Annotated in this window: 13 protein-coding genes, 1 pseudogene and 1 riboswitch; of the genes and pseudogenes, 3 read left to right on the plus strand and 11 right to left on the minus strand. The window is 42.8% G+C overall.

Features of this window, described 5'->3' with window-relative positions; genetic code table 11:
• Nucleotides 1-11 precede the first annotated feature (11 nt).
• Nucleotides 12-533, minus strand: coding sequence for an RNA pyrophosphohydrolase (gene rppH, locus ABWV72_RS00500; RefSeq protein ID WP_216049032.1), 522 nt, complete (start codon nt 531-533; stop codon nt 12-14).
• A 129-nt stretch (nt 534-662) separates the two neighbouring features.
• Between rppH and mutH the strand changes: the two genes are divergently transcribed.
• The gene (gene mutH / locus ABWV72_RS00505; RefSeq protein ID WP_342808319.1) at nt 663-1,346 is read left to right on the plus strand and encodes a DNA mismatch repair endonuclease MutH; all 684 of its coding nucleotides are present in this window, start codon (nt 663-665) and stop codon (nt 1,344-1,346) included.
• Nucleotides 1,347-1,759: 413 nt separating this feature from the next.
• Here the strand turns inward: mutH and thiH are convergent, their stop codons facing one another.
• From thiH to thiC, 6 genes are read right to left on the minus strand one after another with little or no spacing between them, the layout of a single operon-like run.
• Complete coding sequence (thiH, locus tag ABWV72_RS00510) at nt 1,760-2,875, minus strand: 2-iminoacetate synthase ThiH (protein ID WP_353368315.1); 1,116 nt, start codon at nt 2,873-2,875, stop codon at nt 1,760-1,762.
• Nucleotides 2,862-3,632 carry a thiazole synthase gene (locus ABWV72_RS00515; RefSeq protein ID WP_353368316.1) on the minus strand — a complete coding sequence of 257 codons (771 nt, stop codon included), beginning with the start codon at nt 3,630-3,632 and terminating at the stop codon, nt 2,862-2,864. The genes thiH and ABWV72_RS00515 overlap by 14 nt, the downstream gene beginning before the upstream one ends.
• Nucleotides 3,633-3,635: 3 nt before the next feature.
• Nucleotides 3,636-3,851 (minus strand): sulfur carrier protein ThiS, encoded by a 216-nt coding sequence (gene thiS, locus ABWV72_RS00520; RefSeq protein ID WP_353368317.1) that lies wholly within the window; start codon nt 3,849-3,851, stop codon nt 3,636-3,638.
• Complete coding sequence (locus ABWV72_RS00525) at nt 3,848-4,738, minus strand: HesA/MoeB/ThiF family protein (protein ID WP_353368318.1); 891 nt, start codon at nt 4,736-4,738, stop codon at nt 3,848-3,850. The genes thiS and ABWV72_RS00525 overlap by 4 nt, the downstream gene beginning before the upstream one ends.
• Nucleotides 4,738-6,423: a thiamine phosphate synthase gene (gene thiE / locus ABWV72_RS00530; RefSeq protein WP_353368319.1), complete on the minus strand. Its 1,686-nt coding sequence runs from the start codon at nt 6,421-6,423 to the stop codon at nt 4,738-4,740. Before thiE ends, ABWV72_RS00525 begins: the two co-directional genes overlap by 1 nt.
• Nucleotides 6,424-6,426: 3 nt before the next feature.
• Nucleotides 6,427-8,391 (minus strand): phosphomethylpyrimidine synthase ThiC, encoded by a 1,965-nt coding sequence (gene thiC, locus ABWV72_RS00535; protein WP_353368320.1) that lies wholly within the window; start codon nt 8,389-8,391, stop codon nt 6,427-6,429.
• 169 nt (nt 8,392-8,560) lie between these two features.
• Nucleotides 8,561-8,683, minus strand: a riboswitch (TPP riboswitch).
• A 208-nt stretch (nt 8,684-8,891) separates the two neighbouring features.
• Between thiC and ABWV72_RS00540 the strand changes: the two are divergent.
• Nucleotides 8,892-9,056 (plus strand): annotated as a pseudogene (locus tag ABWV72_RS00540) (IS3 family transposase); the annotation flags it as partial.
• Nucleotides 9,057-9,095: 39 nt separating this feature from the next.
• Here the strand turns inward: ABWV72_RS00540 and ABWV72_RS00545 are convergent.
• From ABWV72_RS00545 to ABWV72_RS00560, 4 genes are all read right to left on the minus strand, one after another.
• Nucleotides 9,096-10,526, minus strand: coding sequence for an aldehyde dehydrogenase family protein (locus ABWV72_RS00545; protein ID WP_353368321.1), 1,431 nt, complete (start codon nt 10,524-10,526; stop codon nt 9,096-9,098).
• 8 nt (nt 10,527-10,534) lie between these two features.
• Nucleotides 10,535-12,175, minus strand: a complete 1,641-nt coding sequence (locus ABWV72_RS00550) for an acetolactate synthase large subunit (RefSeq protein ID WP_216049040.1) — start codon at nt 12,173-12,175, stop codon at nt 10,535-10,537.
• Nucleotides 12,176-12,508: 333 nt separating this feature from the next.
• Entirely contained in the window at nt 12,509-13,654 is a 1,146-nt protein-coding gene (locus ABWV72_RS00555; protein WP_216049041.1) for a helix-turn-helix transcriptional regulator, read from the minus strand.
• A 7-nt stretch (nt 13,655-13,661) separates the two neighbouring features.
• Entirely contained in the window at nt 13,662-15,161 is a 1,500-nt protein-coding gene (locus tag ABWV72_RS00560; RefSeq protein WP_342805317.1) for a CYTH domain-containing protein, read from the minus strand.
• A gap of 157 nt (nt 15,162-15,318) precedes the next feature.
• On the opposite strand from ABWV72_RS00560, the gene ABWV72_RS00565 reads away from it, so the two are divergent.
• Entirely contained in the window at nt 15,319-15,924 is a 606-nt protein-coding gene (locus tag ABWV72_RS00565; protein WP_216049043.1) for a TIGR04211 family SH3 domain-containing protein, read from the plus strand.
• Nucleotides 15,925-16,063 lie beyond the last annotated feature (139 nt).

Consider the following 16,063-nt stretch of genomic DNA (forward strand, 5'->3'; position numbering starts at 1 on the left):
GCCTTTTAAAACTATCTCCGTCGCCTTCGGTTGCGTTGAGGCTGCGTGTTTTTGCTGTAAATAGGCATCGCAAAAGACACAAACTCTTTCATTACTCGTCGATACACATCTCGTTTAAATGAAACAACGTTTCTTACTGGATACCAAAAACTAACCCAACGCCAATCATCAAATTCAGGATGCCCTGAACTTAACACATCGACATCTGATTCTTTGCACTCTAATTGCAACAAAAACCATTTCTGTTTTTGCCCGATGCAAACTGGATTAGTACCTTGTCTAATCAGCCTCTTGGGTAATTTATATCTAACCCAATTTTTGGTAACTCCGAGTATTTTTACGTTTTCTGGTTTTAGTCCAACTTCCTCATTTAACTCTCGATACATAGCCTGTTCAGCAGTTTCACCTTGATCTATTCCGCCTTGTGGAAACTGCCATGAATGTTGTCCATAGCGTTTTGCCCAAAATACTTGCCCCATTCTATTGCAAATCACTATACCGACATTCGCGCGGAATCCTTCGGCATCAATCACTTTGACTCCCGGGGGGATTGATTTCTTTAATATTTTGCCATTCTTCCATAAACTAAGGGTCAAGCAAAGAAATATCATCGCCAACTATGTTAAGTGGTAATAAATAATATTGAGGTAAGGTTCATCTTGATCACACCGGCTACCGCCCCACCAGACACAATCGAAGAACTCGTTTCTCGCGCTCAAGCACTAGCGGGCCTGACTTTAGGAGAGTTAGCCAAGTACGCGAATGTTCAAGTACCAGCCAATTTCAAACGTGATAAAGGTTGGACTGGACAGTTATTAGAACTATTTTTGGGGGCACACGCTGGTTCCAATCCTGAGCAAGATTTTCCGGATTTAGGGGTAGAGTTAAAAACCTTACCCATAGATTCAATGGGAATGCCCCTAGAAACTACCTATGTTTGTTTTGCGCATTTGCTAAATGTTTCCGGTATTACTTGGGAAACCAGCAACGTAAGAAATAAGCTTAATTGTGTTTTATGGGTGCCTGTCGAAGGCAGTCGAGAGTTAATGCCCGCAGAACGAAGAGTAGCCTCCCCAGTTCTTTGGCAACCAAGCCTCGCTCAATTAGACTTGCTTAAGCAAGATTGGGAAGAATTAATGGATATGATTGTATTAGGTGAGGTCGAAAACATCACTGCAAAACATGGACAGGCATTACAAATTCGCCCCAAAGCTGCAGATGGAAAAGCGCTAACAGAAGCAGTAGGCGCCCAAGGAACAATAATAAAAACCCGGCCAAGAGGCTTTTATTTGCGTAAACAGTTCACCCACCAAATATTAATAAACGCGTTTTCAGACATAGACTGAAAAAGCGATAACGATATTTTGATTCCCTCAAAAAAGTATCCGTTTTTTACACAAACAGTGAAAATAACTGACAATTCAAAAAATTAATAACCGGTTTGTATATCAGCACTCTGTTTCTCCAGTATCAGTTCCGCAAGTACATTCGCTTTTTCGGCGATGAATCCGTTTCAGTGTTTAGTCTTAAAATAAGAGCCATACTATTCCAAGACCAGTCACTCATTTAGCTGCCAGTTTCTCCAAACTAAGGCTGCATGGTCTGCATACTTAGTTTGTGCTACAACAACTGAAATAGTTGTTTAGGATGTTATTAGCGTTGTTTAGGATGTCATTAGCAACAATGCCTGCCTTAATAACCGCTTATTTACCAATTGGAGAATGAACTTAGCCAGCTTGAATCCCTGTCGCTTAACTGACTAAGTCGCAATCCAGTCTCCTTGCCAATCTTTATAAACCGGGGTATATCCGTTGTTTTTTATAGTCTCGGCAACTTCCCTTACCGAGCGTTCATCGCTGATATCAAACTGTTCTAATTGATCCGCTGGTTTCCCATAACCACCGGGCGCAGTAGAACTACCGGCACTCATATGGGTAATGCCCAGTGGCATGAGATTATTTCGAAATTGCTTTGTTTCACGGGTGGATAAGCTGATTTCTAAAGTTTCACTGAATAATCTAAATGCACAGACTAATTGAACTAGTCCTGTGTCGGATATTGGCATTTTAGCCTCAATTCCGCCCGTACAAGGTCGTAACCGTGGCAATGAAATACTATATTTGCTGCGCCAATAGCGGTTTTCTAGATAGGCTAGATGATGCCCCATTAGTAGTGCGTCGACACGCCAGTCGTCTAAGCCTAACAACACCCCTAAGCCTATTTTATCCACATTCCCCTGAGCGACTCTATCCGGACTATCTAAACGGTACAAAAAATCCGACTTTTTGCCTCGAGTATGATGTTTTGCGTAGGTAACGGGGTGATAGGTTTCTTGGTACAGCAAGACGCCATCTAATCCTAGGCCAACCAGTTGTTTGTATTGCTCGGTTTGCAAAGGTTGCACTTCTATTGAAACATGGCTGAATTGACGTTTACATTGAGGTAATACCTGCGCGAAATAGTCTATGCCTACTTTACTTTCATGTTCTCCTGTAACCAACAATAGAGAATCGAAACCGCGATCTTTAAGAATATTGATTTCTTGCGCTATCTCTTGGGTAGATAACACTTTTCGTTTGATTTTATTGCTTAGGGTAAAACCACAGTAATCGCATTCATTTGCACACAAGTTAGACAGATACATGGGCGCAAACAGCTGAATATTATGACCAAAGCGTTGTAAGGTAATTGCTTTGGCTTGCTGCGCCATTTGTTCCAGATAGGGAGTGGCTGCTGGCGACAATAACACCATTAAAGCATGAAGATTTCCCCTTGGATGTTGCAATGCTCGCTCAACATCTCTGGTGGTGGCGCTATGTAACGCCAGTTGTAAGGCGGTTAAATCTAATTGTTTATATATATCAACAAAGCTCATTTAAAAACCCCGTTAATGGACTGGTGTGGCTGGCTTGGTTCGAAACCCGTGCTAACCCCGCATGATAAGTTTTGCGTCCAGTGATAACGGCGTGACGAAAACACTGGGCGATAGTGACAGGTTGTTGGCTTGAAGCAATCGCGGTATTAACTAATACGGCATCGGCGCCCATTTCCATTGCCGCAGTGGCATCTGAAGGACTACCTAGGCCTGCATCGATGACCACAGGTACCTTAGCTTGTTCAATAATAATCTGTAAGAATGCTTTGGTTAGTAAACCTTGATTACTACCGATGGGACTTGCTAGTGGCATTACCGCTGCACAGCCAACTTCCTCTAGACGCTGACACAACACGGGGTCTGCGTGTACGTAAGGCATCACAACAAAACCCTGTTTCACCAAGGTTTCTGCGGCTTTTAAGGTTTCTATGGGATCGGGCATTAAATATTTGGGGTCTGGATGAATTTCCAATTTTATCCAGTGGGTGTGTAACATCTCACGGGCAAGTTGAGCGGCAAAAATGGCTTCTTGTGCATTTCGGGCCCCCGATGTATTGGGTAATAACTTCACTCCCATCTTTGTTAAGGGTTCTATTAGATTGTCGGTGCCATGTTCTAAATCAATACGTTTCATCGCCAGAGTGACTAACTCTGTTCCTGAAGCGTGCAATGCATCTAACATCACCTGGCTACTGGAAAATTTTCCGGTGCCACTAAATAAACGCGAAGAAAAACGCTGTCCTGCTATTGTTAACATTCCTCAACCTCCCGCCACAGCGCTAAATATTTCAATGTGATCATTTTCATGACAAATCGTTATCTGCCACTGGCTTTGCGGCACCAAATGTTGATTGTGAACTGCCGCAATGTTGTCTAATTTAGCAGCAAATGATGGCATGCCAAGCTCTAAAACCTGTTGTAAATTACTATTTTTTTCGACCTGTAAAGGGCGTTCATTTAGATAAAGGTTGATCATAAGGTTACCTCGCATTGAGTGGTTTGAAGAGGCGGGGAAGGTTGATTTAGTGGACGCTTTGGCCAGTGTCCACAGGTTTTGCAATGTGGATCTCGATGTCGAATTAGCTGACGCCAGCTTAGTTGTAAGCCATCAAAAATGTGCATATATTTAAGCTCTGTATCAAGCTTTAACATATGTTTGATACTCGCCAGAGCCTGCATACTGGCCATGATGCCAACACTAGGACCAAGTACCCCTAAATTAGCACAGCCTTGGGTGCTTGAATTGCTGGTGAAAAAGCAGTTGTAACAGCCTCTTTGCGGAGCGACTTGGCCATCAATCACTAATAGTTGACCGGAAAAACCTGCTACTGATGCGCTAATCAATGGGACAAACTGAGCTGCACACCAAGCATTAATTAATTGCCGCGTGGGCATGTTGTCTGAACAATCAAGTATGCTTAACTGACCAGTTTGGTGGGCTTGTTGCAGGTCAACATTGCTATGTAAGATATGCTGAGCAAAGTTGTGGGTAAACTTTTGACGATAGTAACGTACTTGTGTGTCACGATTTATTGCGGTGATTTTTTCAGCCGCACAATCGACTTTATGTTTGCCAATGGAGCTTGCATCAAACAGAATTTGTCTAGGCAGGTTTGACAATTCAACCACATCGTCATCAATGAGGTAAAGATGCCCGATTCCCGCAGCACTTAATTGCTGGCTGACATGACAGCCTAGTCCCCCCATGCCCACCACAATAACATGTTGATTGAGCAAATTCTGCTGACCATGCTCGCCAACTTGAGACAACAATATTTGTCGGTAATATTGAATAAACTGATTATCGCTCAAGGTATCAATCGTATCTTTGTTTGTGCTGACGTTTATGTTTTTGTTTGTCATTACTTTGCCTGCCATATTTGTTGCAGTTTTTGCCAGCTCTTTCCTGGCTCACTTGCTTTTTCGATGGCGCGCACAACGGCGACGTCGGCCACTTGAGTTTGTTTTAATGCTCGAAGATTAGTGTGATCTATGCCACCAATGGCGACAAGGGGCATGCGATCCCCCATCAAGGTGCAATACTTTTCGAGTTTCTTCAGTCCTTGAGGTTGAGAAGGCATTGATTTGGTTGGCGTGCTAAAGATATGGCCGATGGCCAAATAACTGGGCGACATTTGTTGCGCCAGCAACAATTCAAAATATCCATGGGAGGACAATCCCAATGCTAAACCGGCCTCTGCGATTTTCGACAAGTCTGCTTGCAATAAATCTTCTTGGCCCAAATGCACGCCAAATGCCCCATGTTTAATCGCCAATTGCCAATGGTCATTAATAAATACCTGCGCTTGATATTGCCGACCTAACGCAACTGCCGCTTGTATGGCCTGTTCAAGTTGCTGTTCAGAGTAAACAACACTAGATGAGTTTTTCAAACGTAATTGCACGGTCCGTGCCCCGCCTTTTAATACGTCTTTGAGTATATTTATGGACTGGGTCACTGGATAGACCTGCAAGGGCTGCTGGACGTTGGCAAAACTAAGCTCATTGGCTTGGTTTATGTTTGGATATTTAGGCACAATGATCTTGGCAAAGTGCTCCAGATTTTGCGGCCAGCCTTTACGCGCTAAAACTCCCGGTCCTTTGCCTACCGGGTATGCATAGGTTAGTCCTTGATGCACATATGCTTTGGCAACCACAATCGCATCTAATAATGGATAGCCAACGGCCATGGCCGTGGCTATGGCGCTGGATAAGGTACAGCCGGTGCCGTGATTATGTTGGGTTACGACACGAGGGCTACTAAAGCCAATTCGCTGATGTTGGTGCTCAGGTGAGGTAAATGGAATCGCTTTAGCCGCTAACCAATCAATTGCACTGCCGTGATCTAAAGCGCTACTGTACAAAGCACTTTCTTTTGTTGCACTGATTGCTAAAGCGGCGTTATGTAACTCACTATTTCGAACGTCTCCACCGGTGTACAGTATGTTACAGCCAAGAAAGTTGGCGAGATTGTCGAGATTTGTTAGTTCCTCCTGTTGAGCGTGATTAGGTAACTGGCTTAGTTCCAGTAATACGCCTAACTCATATCGATTAGGGGTTATCAGAGTAACGTATTTTGCCAGCTGCAAATAAGCGGAGTACGAACTTGGTTGCTTATACCTTGATAAAGTTTGACCGCTAGTAGATACCATCACAGGATCCCAAATCACTGGAATTTGCAAATTATTGGTTTGTTCATAGGATGCCAACTTGCTGGCAAGCCATTCACTGATACATCGAATTTGCTCAGCGTTGGCTAACATACCAATCTTAATTGCCGCCGGAGGAATATCTTCCAATAAGCAATCCAGTTGCTTTATGAGCATGGCTGTTTGGGTAGCGGTGATCCCTTGAACGTGTTGTGAGTTTTGAGCGGTGATGGCACTCACAACTGTGCATGCATGCCCTCCCAAGTCGTTAATGGTTAGACTATCAGCCTGAATGCCAGCGCCACCGCCACTATCTGAGCCAGCAATAGACCAAACAATGGGGCGAGTAGCAGACTGCAACTTATTCGAGTCGATGTTCGTGCTTACATAAACACCCATGATTTATTCAGACTCCCGAACGGTTTGTTCATTGATGGGGGTATAGACCTGAGCACCTTGGGCTTTAAATTCTTTCGATTTTTGAAGCATTGCAGATGCTATTTCCTGCGGACTCAATCCAGCTTTGCTCAATTGCAAACGTGAGGCATCTTGCTCTATCTGAACTTGTTGTTTGGCGGCATATTCGCGCACGTCTTGAGTAATTTTCATGGAGCAGAATTTAGGCCCGCACATGGAACAAAAATGTGCCACCTTGGCAGACTCTTGGGGTAAGCTTTCGTCGTGATAACGTCTTGCAGTATCGGGATCTAAACCAAGGTTGTATTGGTCTTCCCAACGGAATTCGAAACGAGCTTTCGATAGCGCATTGTCGCGGATTTGTGCGCCTAAGTGGCCCTTGGCCACATCAGCCGCATGAGCAGCAATTTTATAGGCAATCAAACCCTGTTTAACATCTTCCTTATTGGGTAACCCTAAATGCTCTTTAGGAGTGACATAACACAACATGGCTACCCCATACCAACCTATCATCGCTGCGCCAATGCCAGAGGTAAAGTGATCGTAGCCTGGAGCTATGTCGGTTGTTTGCGGGCCAAGGGTATAAAAAGGCGCTTCGCTACAAATTTGCAATTGTTTGTCCATGTTCTCTTTGATCAATTGCATTGGAATGTGGCCTGGGCCTTCAACTATGGTTTGCACGTCATATTGCCAAGCTATTTTGACTAACTCGCCTAAGGTTTCTAACTCGGAAAATTGTGCTTCATCGTTAGCATCGGCGATACACCCAGGGCGCATACCATCGCCTAATGACAGAGAGACATCATAGGCGGCGCATATTTCGCAGATTTCCTGAAAATGCTCATATAAAAAGCTTTCTTGGTGATGGAATAAACACCATTTCGCCATAATCGAACCGCCCCGTGACACTATGCCCGTCAAGCGCTTCGCGGTCATTGGTACGTAACGCAGCAATACCCCAGCGTGGATAGTAAAGTAGTCTACTCCTTGCTCAGCCTGTTCTATCAATGTGTCACGGAAGACTTCCCATGTGAGGTCTTCGGCCACGCCATTTACTTTTTCCAGCGCTTGGTAAATAGGAACTGTGCCAATAGGGACAGGGGAATTACGAATAATCCATTCACGGGTTTCGTGGATATAGCGTCCCGTGGATAAGTCCATTACTGTGTCAGCTCCCCAGCGTGTTGACCAAACTAATTTTTCAACTTCTTCTTCGATGGAAGAAGTAACCGCAGAGTTTCCAATATTGGCATTCACTTTAACTAAAAAATTACGTCCAATGATCATAGGTTCGGATTCAGGATGGTTAATATTGGCTGGGATAATGGCACGTCCTCGTGCTACTTCTTGGCGCACAAATTCTGCGGTGATAGGTTGTCCCACTAGAGCACCGAAGGCATTACCTTGGGCTTTTTGACGCAAAACAGGGTCTGTTACATCTTCTCTGGCCATATTTTCACGGATTGCAATATATTCCATTTCTGGAGTAATGATTCCCGCTTTGGCATAGTGCATTTGAGTTACACGTTTGCCAAATTTGGCTTTTAATGGTTTCACTGAGCGGTTGAACCTCAAGTGCTCGAAACCATCGTCGGCGATGCGCTCTTGACTGAACTCAGAGCTGACTTGCTTTAACTGTTCAACGTCTTGCCGTTGCAGGATCCAGTCGCGACGCAGTTTGTTTAAACCTTGGTGTAAATTGATTTGAGCCTTAGGATCCGAATAGGGCCCTGTGCAGTCATACACCAGAATATCCGGATTTTGTTGGGTGATAGGGGCCTCTTTACTACCACCTAAAATCGTATCTGTTTGTGTTATTGCGCGCATACCCACACGAATATCGTGTTGCTTGCCTGATAAATGTATTTTGTTCGAATTGGGGTAGGAAAAAGGTGTAAAGTTATCTATAAATTGTTTCGCATTAGCGCGAGTTTGACGACGATTTGACATTAGCAATCTCTCATATTGTTAAAAAATGAAGTTGCTTGTCTGGAGAGGTTTGGTGTTGAAAAGCGCCAATTATCTTAATAAGGGCAGATTGCGTCTAACAACCTAGAATAGCTCCCCAATTGGCAAAATAAGCGGTAAGATTAAGCCGCAATAAAAGCGCCTTAATGGTTACAGCGTTACGCTTGTTTCCTTCGCGGGTACTAGCCCGATCAGGTTCAACGGATCCCGAATAAACGGTCTCAGCCCACACAACTTAGTCAACTAAATCGTGCTAGCACTCCGACAAGAGTGCAGTAATATAAACACATTCATTTGATTTAACAAGTAGAACCAGTGAGCAATAAACTTCCCTCCCAAAAACAACGGCGAAGTTAGGGTTACGCTGTGTGAGCCGTCCTAAATACTGTTGACACTTTTCAAATTGGTTTGGGACAGTGCAATGAAATTTCCGTTAAGACTACTCGAGGTGACTATTTCCGCGGTTTTAAATTGGCGGTTGTCGACCAAATGGGAAAGGCGAATTATTACTCTACAAACCACAAAATCTCGAGCAAGCAAAGGTTATGCTGGCTGAACTTGTTGAGACATAGCATAGTCGACGACGACACTTGGCCGTTAAATACAAAACGCCCGATGAAATTCACCGGGCGTTTCAAATGAAATAAGAATCAACCTATTTCAGGACTAGTCACTTAATTATACAATTATTGAGGCGTTCTCAATACCATCAAACGTAGCTCTGTCATGTCTTCAATAGCAAAGCGAATACCTTCACGACCTAATCCAGACTCTTTAACACCACCATATGGCATGTTGTCTACTCGCCAACTTGGAACATCACCAATTACGACACCACCAACATCTAACACATCCCATGCTTTATGCGCTTTATAGATATCTCGCGTGAAAACACCCGCTTGCAGGCCAAATTGGCTATTGTTAATTTCTTCTAGAGCATCGTCATAATCACTAAAAGGAGCGATAATTGACACTGGGCCAAAGGCTTCATCAGCGCTAATGCTGGCATCGCTTGGTACGTTTTCTAAGACAGTTGCCTGCAGCATAGCTCCGTCACGTTTGCCACCACATAATACACTAGCACCTTTAGATTTGGCTTCGGCAATCCAGTCATCAAGACGAGTTGCTTCAGATTCTGAAATCATAGGGCCGATAAATGTATCTTCACTTAGCGGATCGCCATGCACCAAATTCGCGACTTTTTCGACGTAACGCTTTTTAAAATCAGCATAAATAGATTCATGCACTAATACTCGCTGCACACTAATACAACTTTGACCAGACTGGTAATAAGCTCCAAATACAATGCGTTCAATGGCATCATCTAAATCAGTATCATGATCAACAATACAACCAGCGTTACCACCTAGTTCAAGTATTACCGGCTTCTTGCCTGCGCGAGCTTTAAGATCCCAACCCACATCAGGAGAACCGGTGAAACTAAGTAACTTAAATCTGTCATCGGTTGTAAACAGATCAGCTCCGTCACGACTACAAGGCAAGATTGAAAACGCACCTTCTGGCAAATCAGTTTCAGCCAAGATTTCGCCAATAATCAATGCACCTAATGGCGTGCGACTTGCTGGTTTCAACACAAAAGCACAACCAACAGCCAATGCAGGAGCAACTTTGTGAGCCGCTAAATTCAACGGAAAGTTAAACGGGGAAATAAATGAACATGGACCAATCGGAACTTTTTTATACATCCCCTGATAGCCTTTGGCGCGAGGGGTAATTTCCAAATTCATCACTTCGCCACTGATTCTGACGGATTCTTCAGCCGCAATACGGAAAGTATCAATTAAGCGCGTCACTTCGCCTCGAGCATCTTTAATTGGCTTACCGGCTTCAATACACAAAGCATATGCCAGCTCTTCAAAGCGCTCTTCAAAACGTTTTATACAGTGATTTAATATCGCTTGACGCTCGTATGGCTTCATTACCGTTAACGCAGCTTGGCTTTTATCTGCAGCTTCAATTGCTTGGTCAATCACATCAGCTTTGGCCATTGCCACTGTAGTAGCAGCTTCGCCTGTGTACTTGTTAGTTACAACTAAATCTTGATTGGCATAAACGGCTTTATTCGCTAAATAATAAGGATAAGCTTTTTGTAACATGGTTGTTCCTATAGTTTTTGGCTAAGTTCGCGAATGGTTTTATTTAATGTTTGGTCATTCAAAGAATAGTCAACAGGCACATCAATTAGATGTACAGCTGGCTCAGCTAAACAAGCCTGTACTCTTGGTAACAATTCTTCGGCTGAATCAATCCGCCAGCCTTTGGCACCATAGCTTTGAGCGTATTTAACAAAATCGGGATTACCGTAATCCAAACCAAAATTATCAAACTCCATATGCGCTTGTTTCCATTTGATCATTCCATACGCATCGTCACGTAAAATAATCACCACTATATGCAATTTAAGGCGCACTGCGGTTTCCATTTCTTGACTATTCATCATGAAACCACCATCACCACACACGGTAATAACCGATTTATCGGGGTTTACAATCTTAGCCGCCATAGCTGACGGCAGCCCTGCCCCCATTGTTGCCAAAGCATTATCAAGCAACAATGTATTGGGTAGATAAGCAGGATAGTTCCTAGCAAACCAAATTTTATATACGCCGTTATCGAGGGTCACTATGCCGTCTTTTGGCATTGCGGTACGAATATCTCGTACAAAACGTTCCGGCAATATAGGGAAACGGTCATCATCTTCTGACACTTTACGATGAGCAATGTATGCATCATGAACATCGCTATAAAAATCAAGTTTCCAATTATTGGATGGCGTAATTTTTTGTTTAATTTGCCAAATGCTATTGGCAATATCACCGACCACTTCCAATTGAGGGAAATACACAGGATCAACCGCAGCGGAGGCGAAATTAATATGAATGACTTTTTTGCCATCATTACCCATGAAAAATGGCGGCTTCTCTACCACGTCATGACCGACGTTAATGATCAAATCAGCGCGTGAAATCACTCGGTGTACAAAGTCACCATCGGATAATGCGGTATTGCCCATGAACAATTTACCGCTTTCATCTAAAACCCCTTTCCCCATCTGTGTGGTGATGTAAGGAATACCGGTTTTTTCAACAAACTCTTTGAGCATCTTAGCGGTGAGTTTACGGTTTGCAGCAGCACCAATGAGTAAAACCGGTGACTTAGCTGTCTCTATCATGTTAACCGCACCGTCAATCGACTTATCTTCAGCGATGGGACGTCTTACGGCGCTAGCTTTGATTAATTTTGCGTTGGTTTTTTCAGCGGCAATATCTTCCGGCAATTCAATGTGAACAGCACCAGGACGCTCTTCATGGGCCAATCGAAATGCTTCACGAACTATGGATGGAATGCGATCACCACTCACCACTTGGGTGGTGTATTTGGTTAAAGGACGCATCATATCAACCGCGTCTATTACCTGAAAGCGACCTTGTTTACTGGTTTTAATTGGTTTTTGGCCAGTAATCATCAACATCGGCATAGCACCAAGTTGCGCATAAGCTGCTGGTGTCACTAGGTTAGTCGCACCAGGGCCAAGGGTGGATAAACACACACCGACTTTTCCAGTTAAACGGCCATATGTTGCGGCCATGAAGCCTGCACCTTGCTCATGTCTGGTAAGAATTAGTTTGATAGGTGACTTTCTTAAGGATTCTAATAAATCGAGGTTTTCTTCGCCAGGGATACCGAATACGTATTCGACCCCTTCCGCTTCTAATGCTTGTACAAATAAATCTGATGCTTTCATATTTTTCCCATTAGATTATTGGCAAGAACTACTAGTGTAAATCTTTAAAGATAGTCCATCATTCCCATCAAGCTAAATAACAGATATTTTCCAGCCATTCAGATTTAACGCTTTAAGGGTTCGAGATTGTTCAGCATAGCTGATTGATTGTCACTCGAACGACTACTCGTTATTTTGTAGTAGATCTCATTAAATGTTGGTTTTCGTAATTATTCTCAAAAACAAGATTGAGTGTACACACAGAACTGATTGAACTTAAATGTTTAAATGTGATTACTTTAATCGATTAATTATATCAAACGAAAAAAACCACAAAACAGATTGTCAGGCGAGTTACTTTGCGGTCTTAGGTGGATTAACTTTGACAGGTCCTGCACTTTTGTTTTTATCTCGATTGCCCATTAAGCCTATGTATCTAACAAATACATTGCTCAAGTACTTTTCGGAATTAAATCCTAGTCGCTTGGCCACACTAGTCACCTTTTGATCAGTGCGCATAAGCACCTTTTTCGCGTATTCCAATCGATAATGATAGACAAATGCACGAAAATTTCGTTTCAACACGAATCTGGTGGCCAATGCTAAGGCAGCGGGTTCTACTTGTGCTGCGTCTGCAACCTGTTTAATACGAAGTCCTTTGCGTTTATAGGCTTTATGCTGAATGATCGCTTTTTCCGCTTGTTTTAAAGTATGCCTGAGCTGATCCTCAGAGTAGTTCCCTTTATCCATTTGTGAATAGGCAAAAGGTGTGGGAGAGTATTTTCGGTTTTGCACCAGAAGTAATATCAAATACAAACATCCAGTCGCATTTAGCATATTCACTAAGGTTTGCCATTGCACAATGATAGGCAACAAATCAAAGGCGGCTAAGCCGATGACACAAATAGATAAAAATGCGGTAAACATTAATACATAACAGCCGTTGCTGGTAAAACGCATTTCGAAAATATCGATATCAACTACTTGATCTGATAAGTAATAATGATAAGAAGCAAGGTATTCAGCGGCGTGTACCGCAAAACTTAATGTCACGAAGGCGCTGAATAAATAGGTCGCATAGAACGGCCAATTTAGCAATATGTCACCCATCGGCGGCGACTGTAGCATCCCAATTCTGAGCTCCGTTGGTGCTAACCAAAGTGGTAACTGGCCAGCTAAAAGCAGCACTGTGGGTATAAAAAATAGGACATTATTATTGGCAAACTTTGCCAACGTAAGTTGTCGGATACTCAGTACTAAACAGGCAATGATTAACGCCGAAAAGAATGGCGAGGAGCCTACCAAAAAATTAAGTTGAGATTGATATCCTGATAACTTTAACCACTCGTCTAAAAGTAGCAATGGCCACACCAAGATGGCGGTTAAAATTAATTTGGCGTGGGGAAATTGCTCGTAACGAACCCAGACTAAAATAAGCCCAATAAACCAGCCAACTAGCATTGAGCTAATCGCGATTTGATAGAGACTCATATCACCCATTACGTATTCACCAATATGTTTCCATAGACATTGCCACTCCTTTACTTAACTCTATAACGGTCAGAAGACTGTTTTTCTTAACCTCACTCCATTGCAAAAGCTCAGATTTATCTTCCACATCTGAATCCAATAGCTTGGTTTGAAACACATTGAGTTTGCGTAATTCCTGTATGCCCTCCAACACATCGCTCCAAGGATCAAGAAATGGCTGGCGTCGATAGTTATCCAAACACGACCCTAACAGCAAATCCGTGTTTAACGCACTAAGTAACTGTTCATAATGTTGCAGATACTCTTCCATGCTGCCAACATCGGCGTTGATACCAGCCAATACGCTCTGCCATTTTTGCTGCAAAACTGCCTCTGCATGTTCTTTTAGCGGTTTAGTGTGGGCATCAGATTTTTGTCGCCAAGGACAAGTCACAAGTAGTCGCGATAAACCAAGTTGCAATAACGAATTATCTTGGTGGGTAATTAAATAATGGGGACGAGATAGATTTAGTGTTCCATCTTGTAATCCTCGTAAATAACTGACCAATGCATCATGCTGAGCTAAACGTTTACTATACATTCCGCGTTTTGAACGTAACGCTCGAATACTTTTTAACTGTTCAATCCAAGCCCACTTATTCAACCGCAAGTTAAGCGCTCTGCTGAGATCTTCTATGGCTTTGCATTGGAGCGCTTTGGAATATATGTGCACACAATCTCTGGTTAATCGCAAACCTACGTATATATCAATTAAATCAGTGACTTTTTTGGTTTGCATGTAGCGATATTCAGCTTTTTGCCAGAACGACAACGCGTAGCCTAAGCCTTTAATAAAGCCGCTTTCACAATCATCCGAATCTGATAAAGTGACACTGCTAATTTTTTGAGGTTCTGGCGCAAGAGCATTACGGGCAAGGGTAAAGCCGCGCCCTGCTTTACTTAAATTACACAATTGACTAGGTGCTAAAGTTGCCATTTTTTCTGCGATATCAAATAGCACGGCAACATCACCACTTTTCAGTTCCAACTCTATTTCACAAATGTCGGCGCTATTATCGGCAGTGCTTACTGAGCCTTTATCCAACACCAATTCTACATCAGTGCCGTCGGATAACCGCAGTAAATAGGCTTTACGTTTAAAGTCAGTGTGAAAAATCTGGATGATCTTTTCTTGTAGTTCAGCAACTGAAATATCTCGAGGCCAAATACTGGGATCAAATAATTCTAAAGAGGGAGACAATGAATCTATGGAAACATTATATTCAGGGCGCTGATGCAAACCGCCGATACTTTTGCCAGCAGTCTTAACCGTTTGTTCAATACCTTTATCACTACTTCGAACCCGTAACCCTATGCCATTCGCACTTAACAACCATTCAGGAGTATCAAAGTATTGATTAAACAAGGTAAATTCGGACGTTTCAATATTCGCTGAAAACTGTCCCAAGGTCGATAATAAGTCAGATTCGTCAATGCCATCGGGCAATAACAACTTTAATTCAATTTCTTTTTCCATTAAAACACATGTCCAATGAGAGGATAAATTAGCGGGTAATCAATGGCATAAACAATACTCCGAACAACAAACCAAGGCAATCAATCAAACCATGACTTGCCTTTGGGAATACAAGACCATACCATTTGTCTAAATTTATATTTAACATTGATGAATTATGGGCAAGCTTTCAACCACAATTTTTATTATTTTCACGTTGGCAATTAGCAACGTAAGTGCACAGCAAGAACCTAACGACAGCTCTGGTGATATTCGCTATATCACTGACGACCTATCTGCATTTATGCATACCGGTCCGACTAGGAATTACCGTATTCTAGGCTCGATTACAGCCGGTACACGTATTACGGTTTTACAAGAGAATAAAGAGACTGGATTCACCGAAGTGATCGATGATAAACAGCGCACTGGGTGGGTAGAATCTCAGTATGTTAGCAATGAACAAAGCATTCGTGAACTCGTTCCCGGACTGCAACAGAGTGCCAAACAATCTACCTCTCAAATTGCGCAACTTAACAAATCAAATGATTTATTGAGTCAGCAGCTTTCTGATTTAACTAGCCAAAACAAGGTGTTAGTTAAAGACTTAGAAAGTCAAAAGAAAGAAACTCAGAAACTGCAAAGAGAACTAGATATGCTAGATCAAAGTGCCCAAATGAAGTGGTTCACTCGAGGCGGCATTATCGCGTTAGTGAGTATTCTGCTGGGTGTAATCATTGCCTATTTACCGAAAAAGCGTAAACGCAGTGACCAATGGATGTAATTATTTAGTATGAAAAATGCACTCCTTAAACGGAGTGCATTGATGTTTGATCCCAACGCCAATCTTCAGCGTAATATCCTTTTAGTATCGAACCGACGCTTCTTCTTCCAAAGTGGTATAAACACGTCTACATTTTGAC

It is taken from the genome of Aliiglaciecola sp. NS0011-25, assembly GCF_040370605.1.
Lineage (GTDB): Bacteria > Pseudomonadota > Gammaproteobacteria > Enterobacterales > Alteromonadaceae > Aliiglaciecola > Aliiglaciecola lipolytica_A.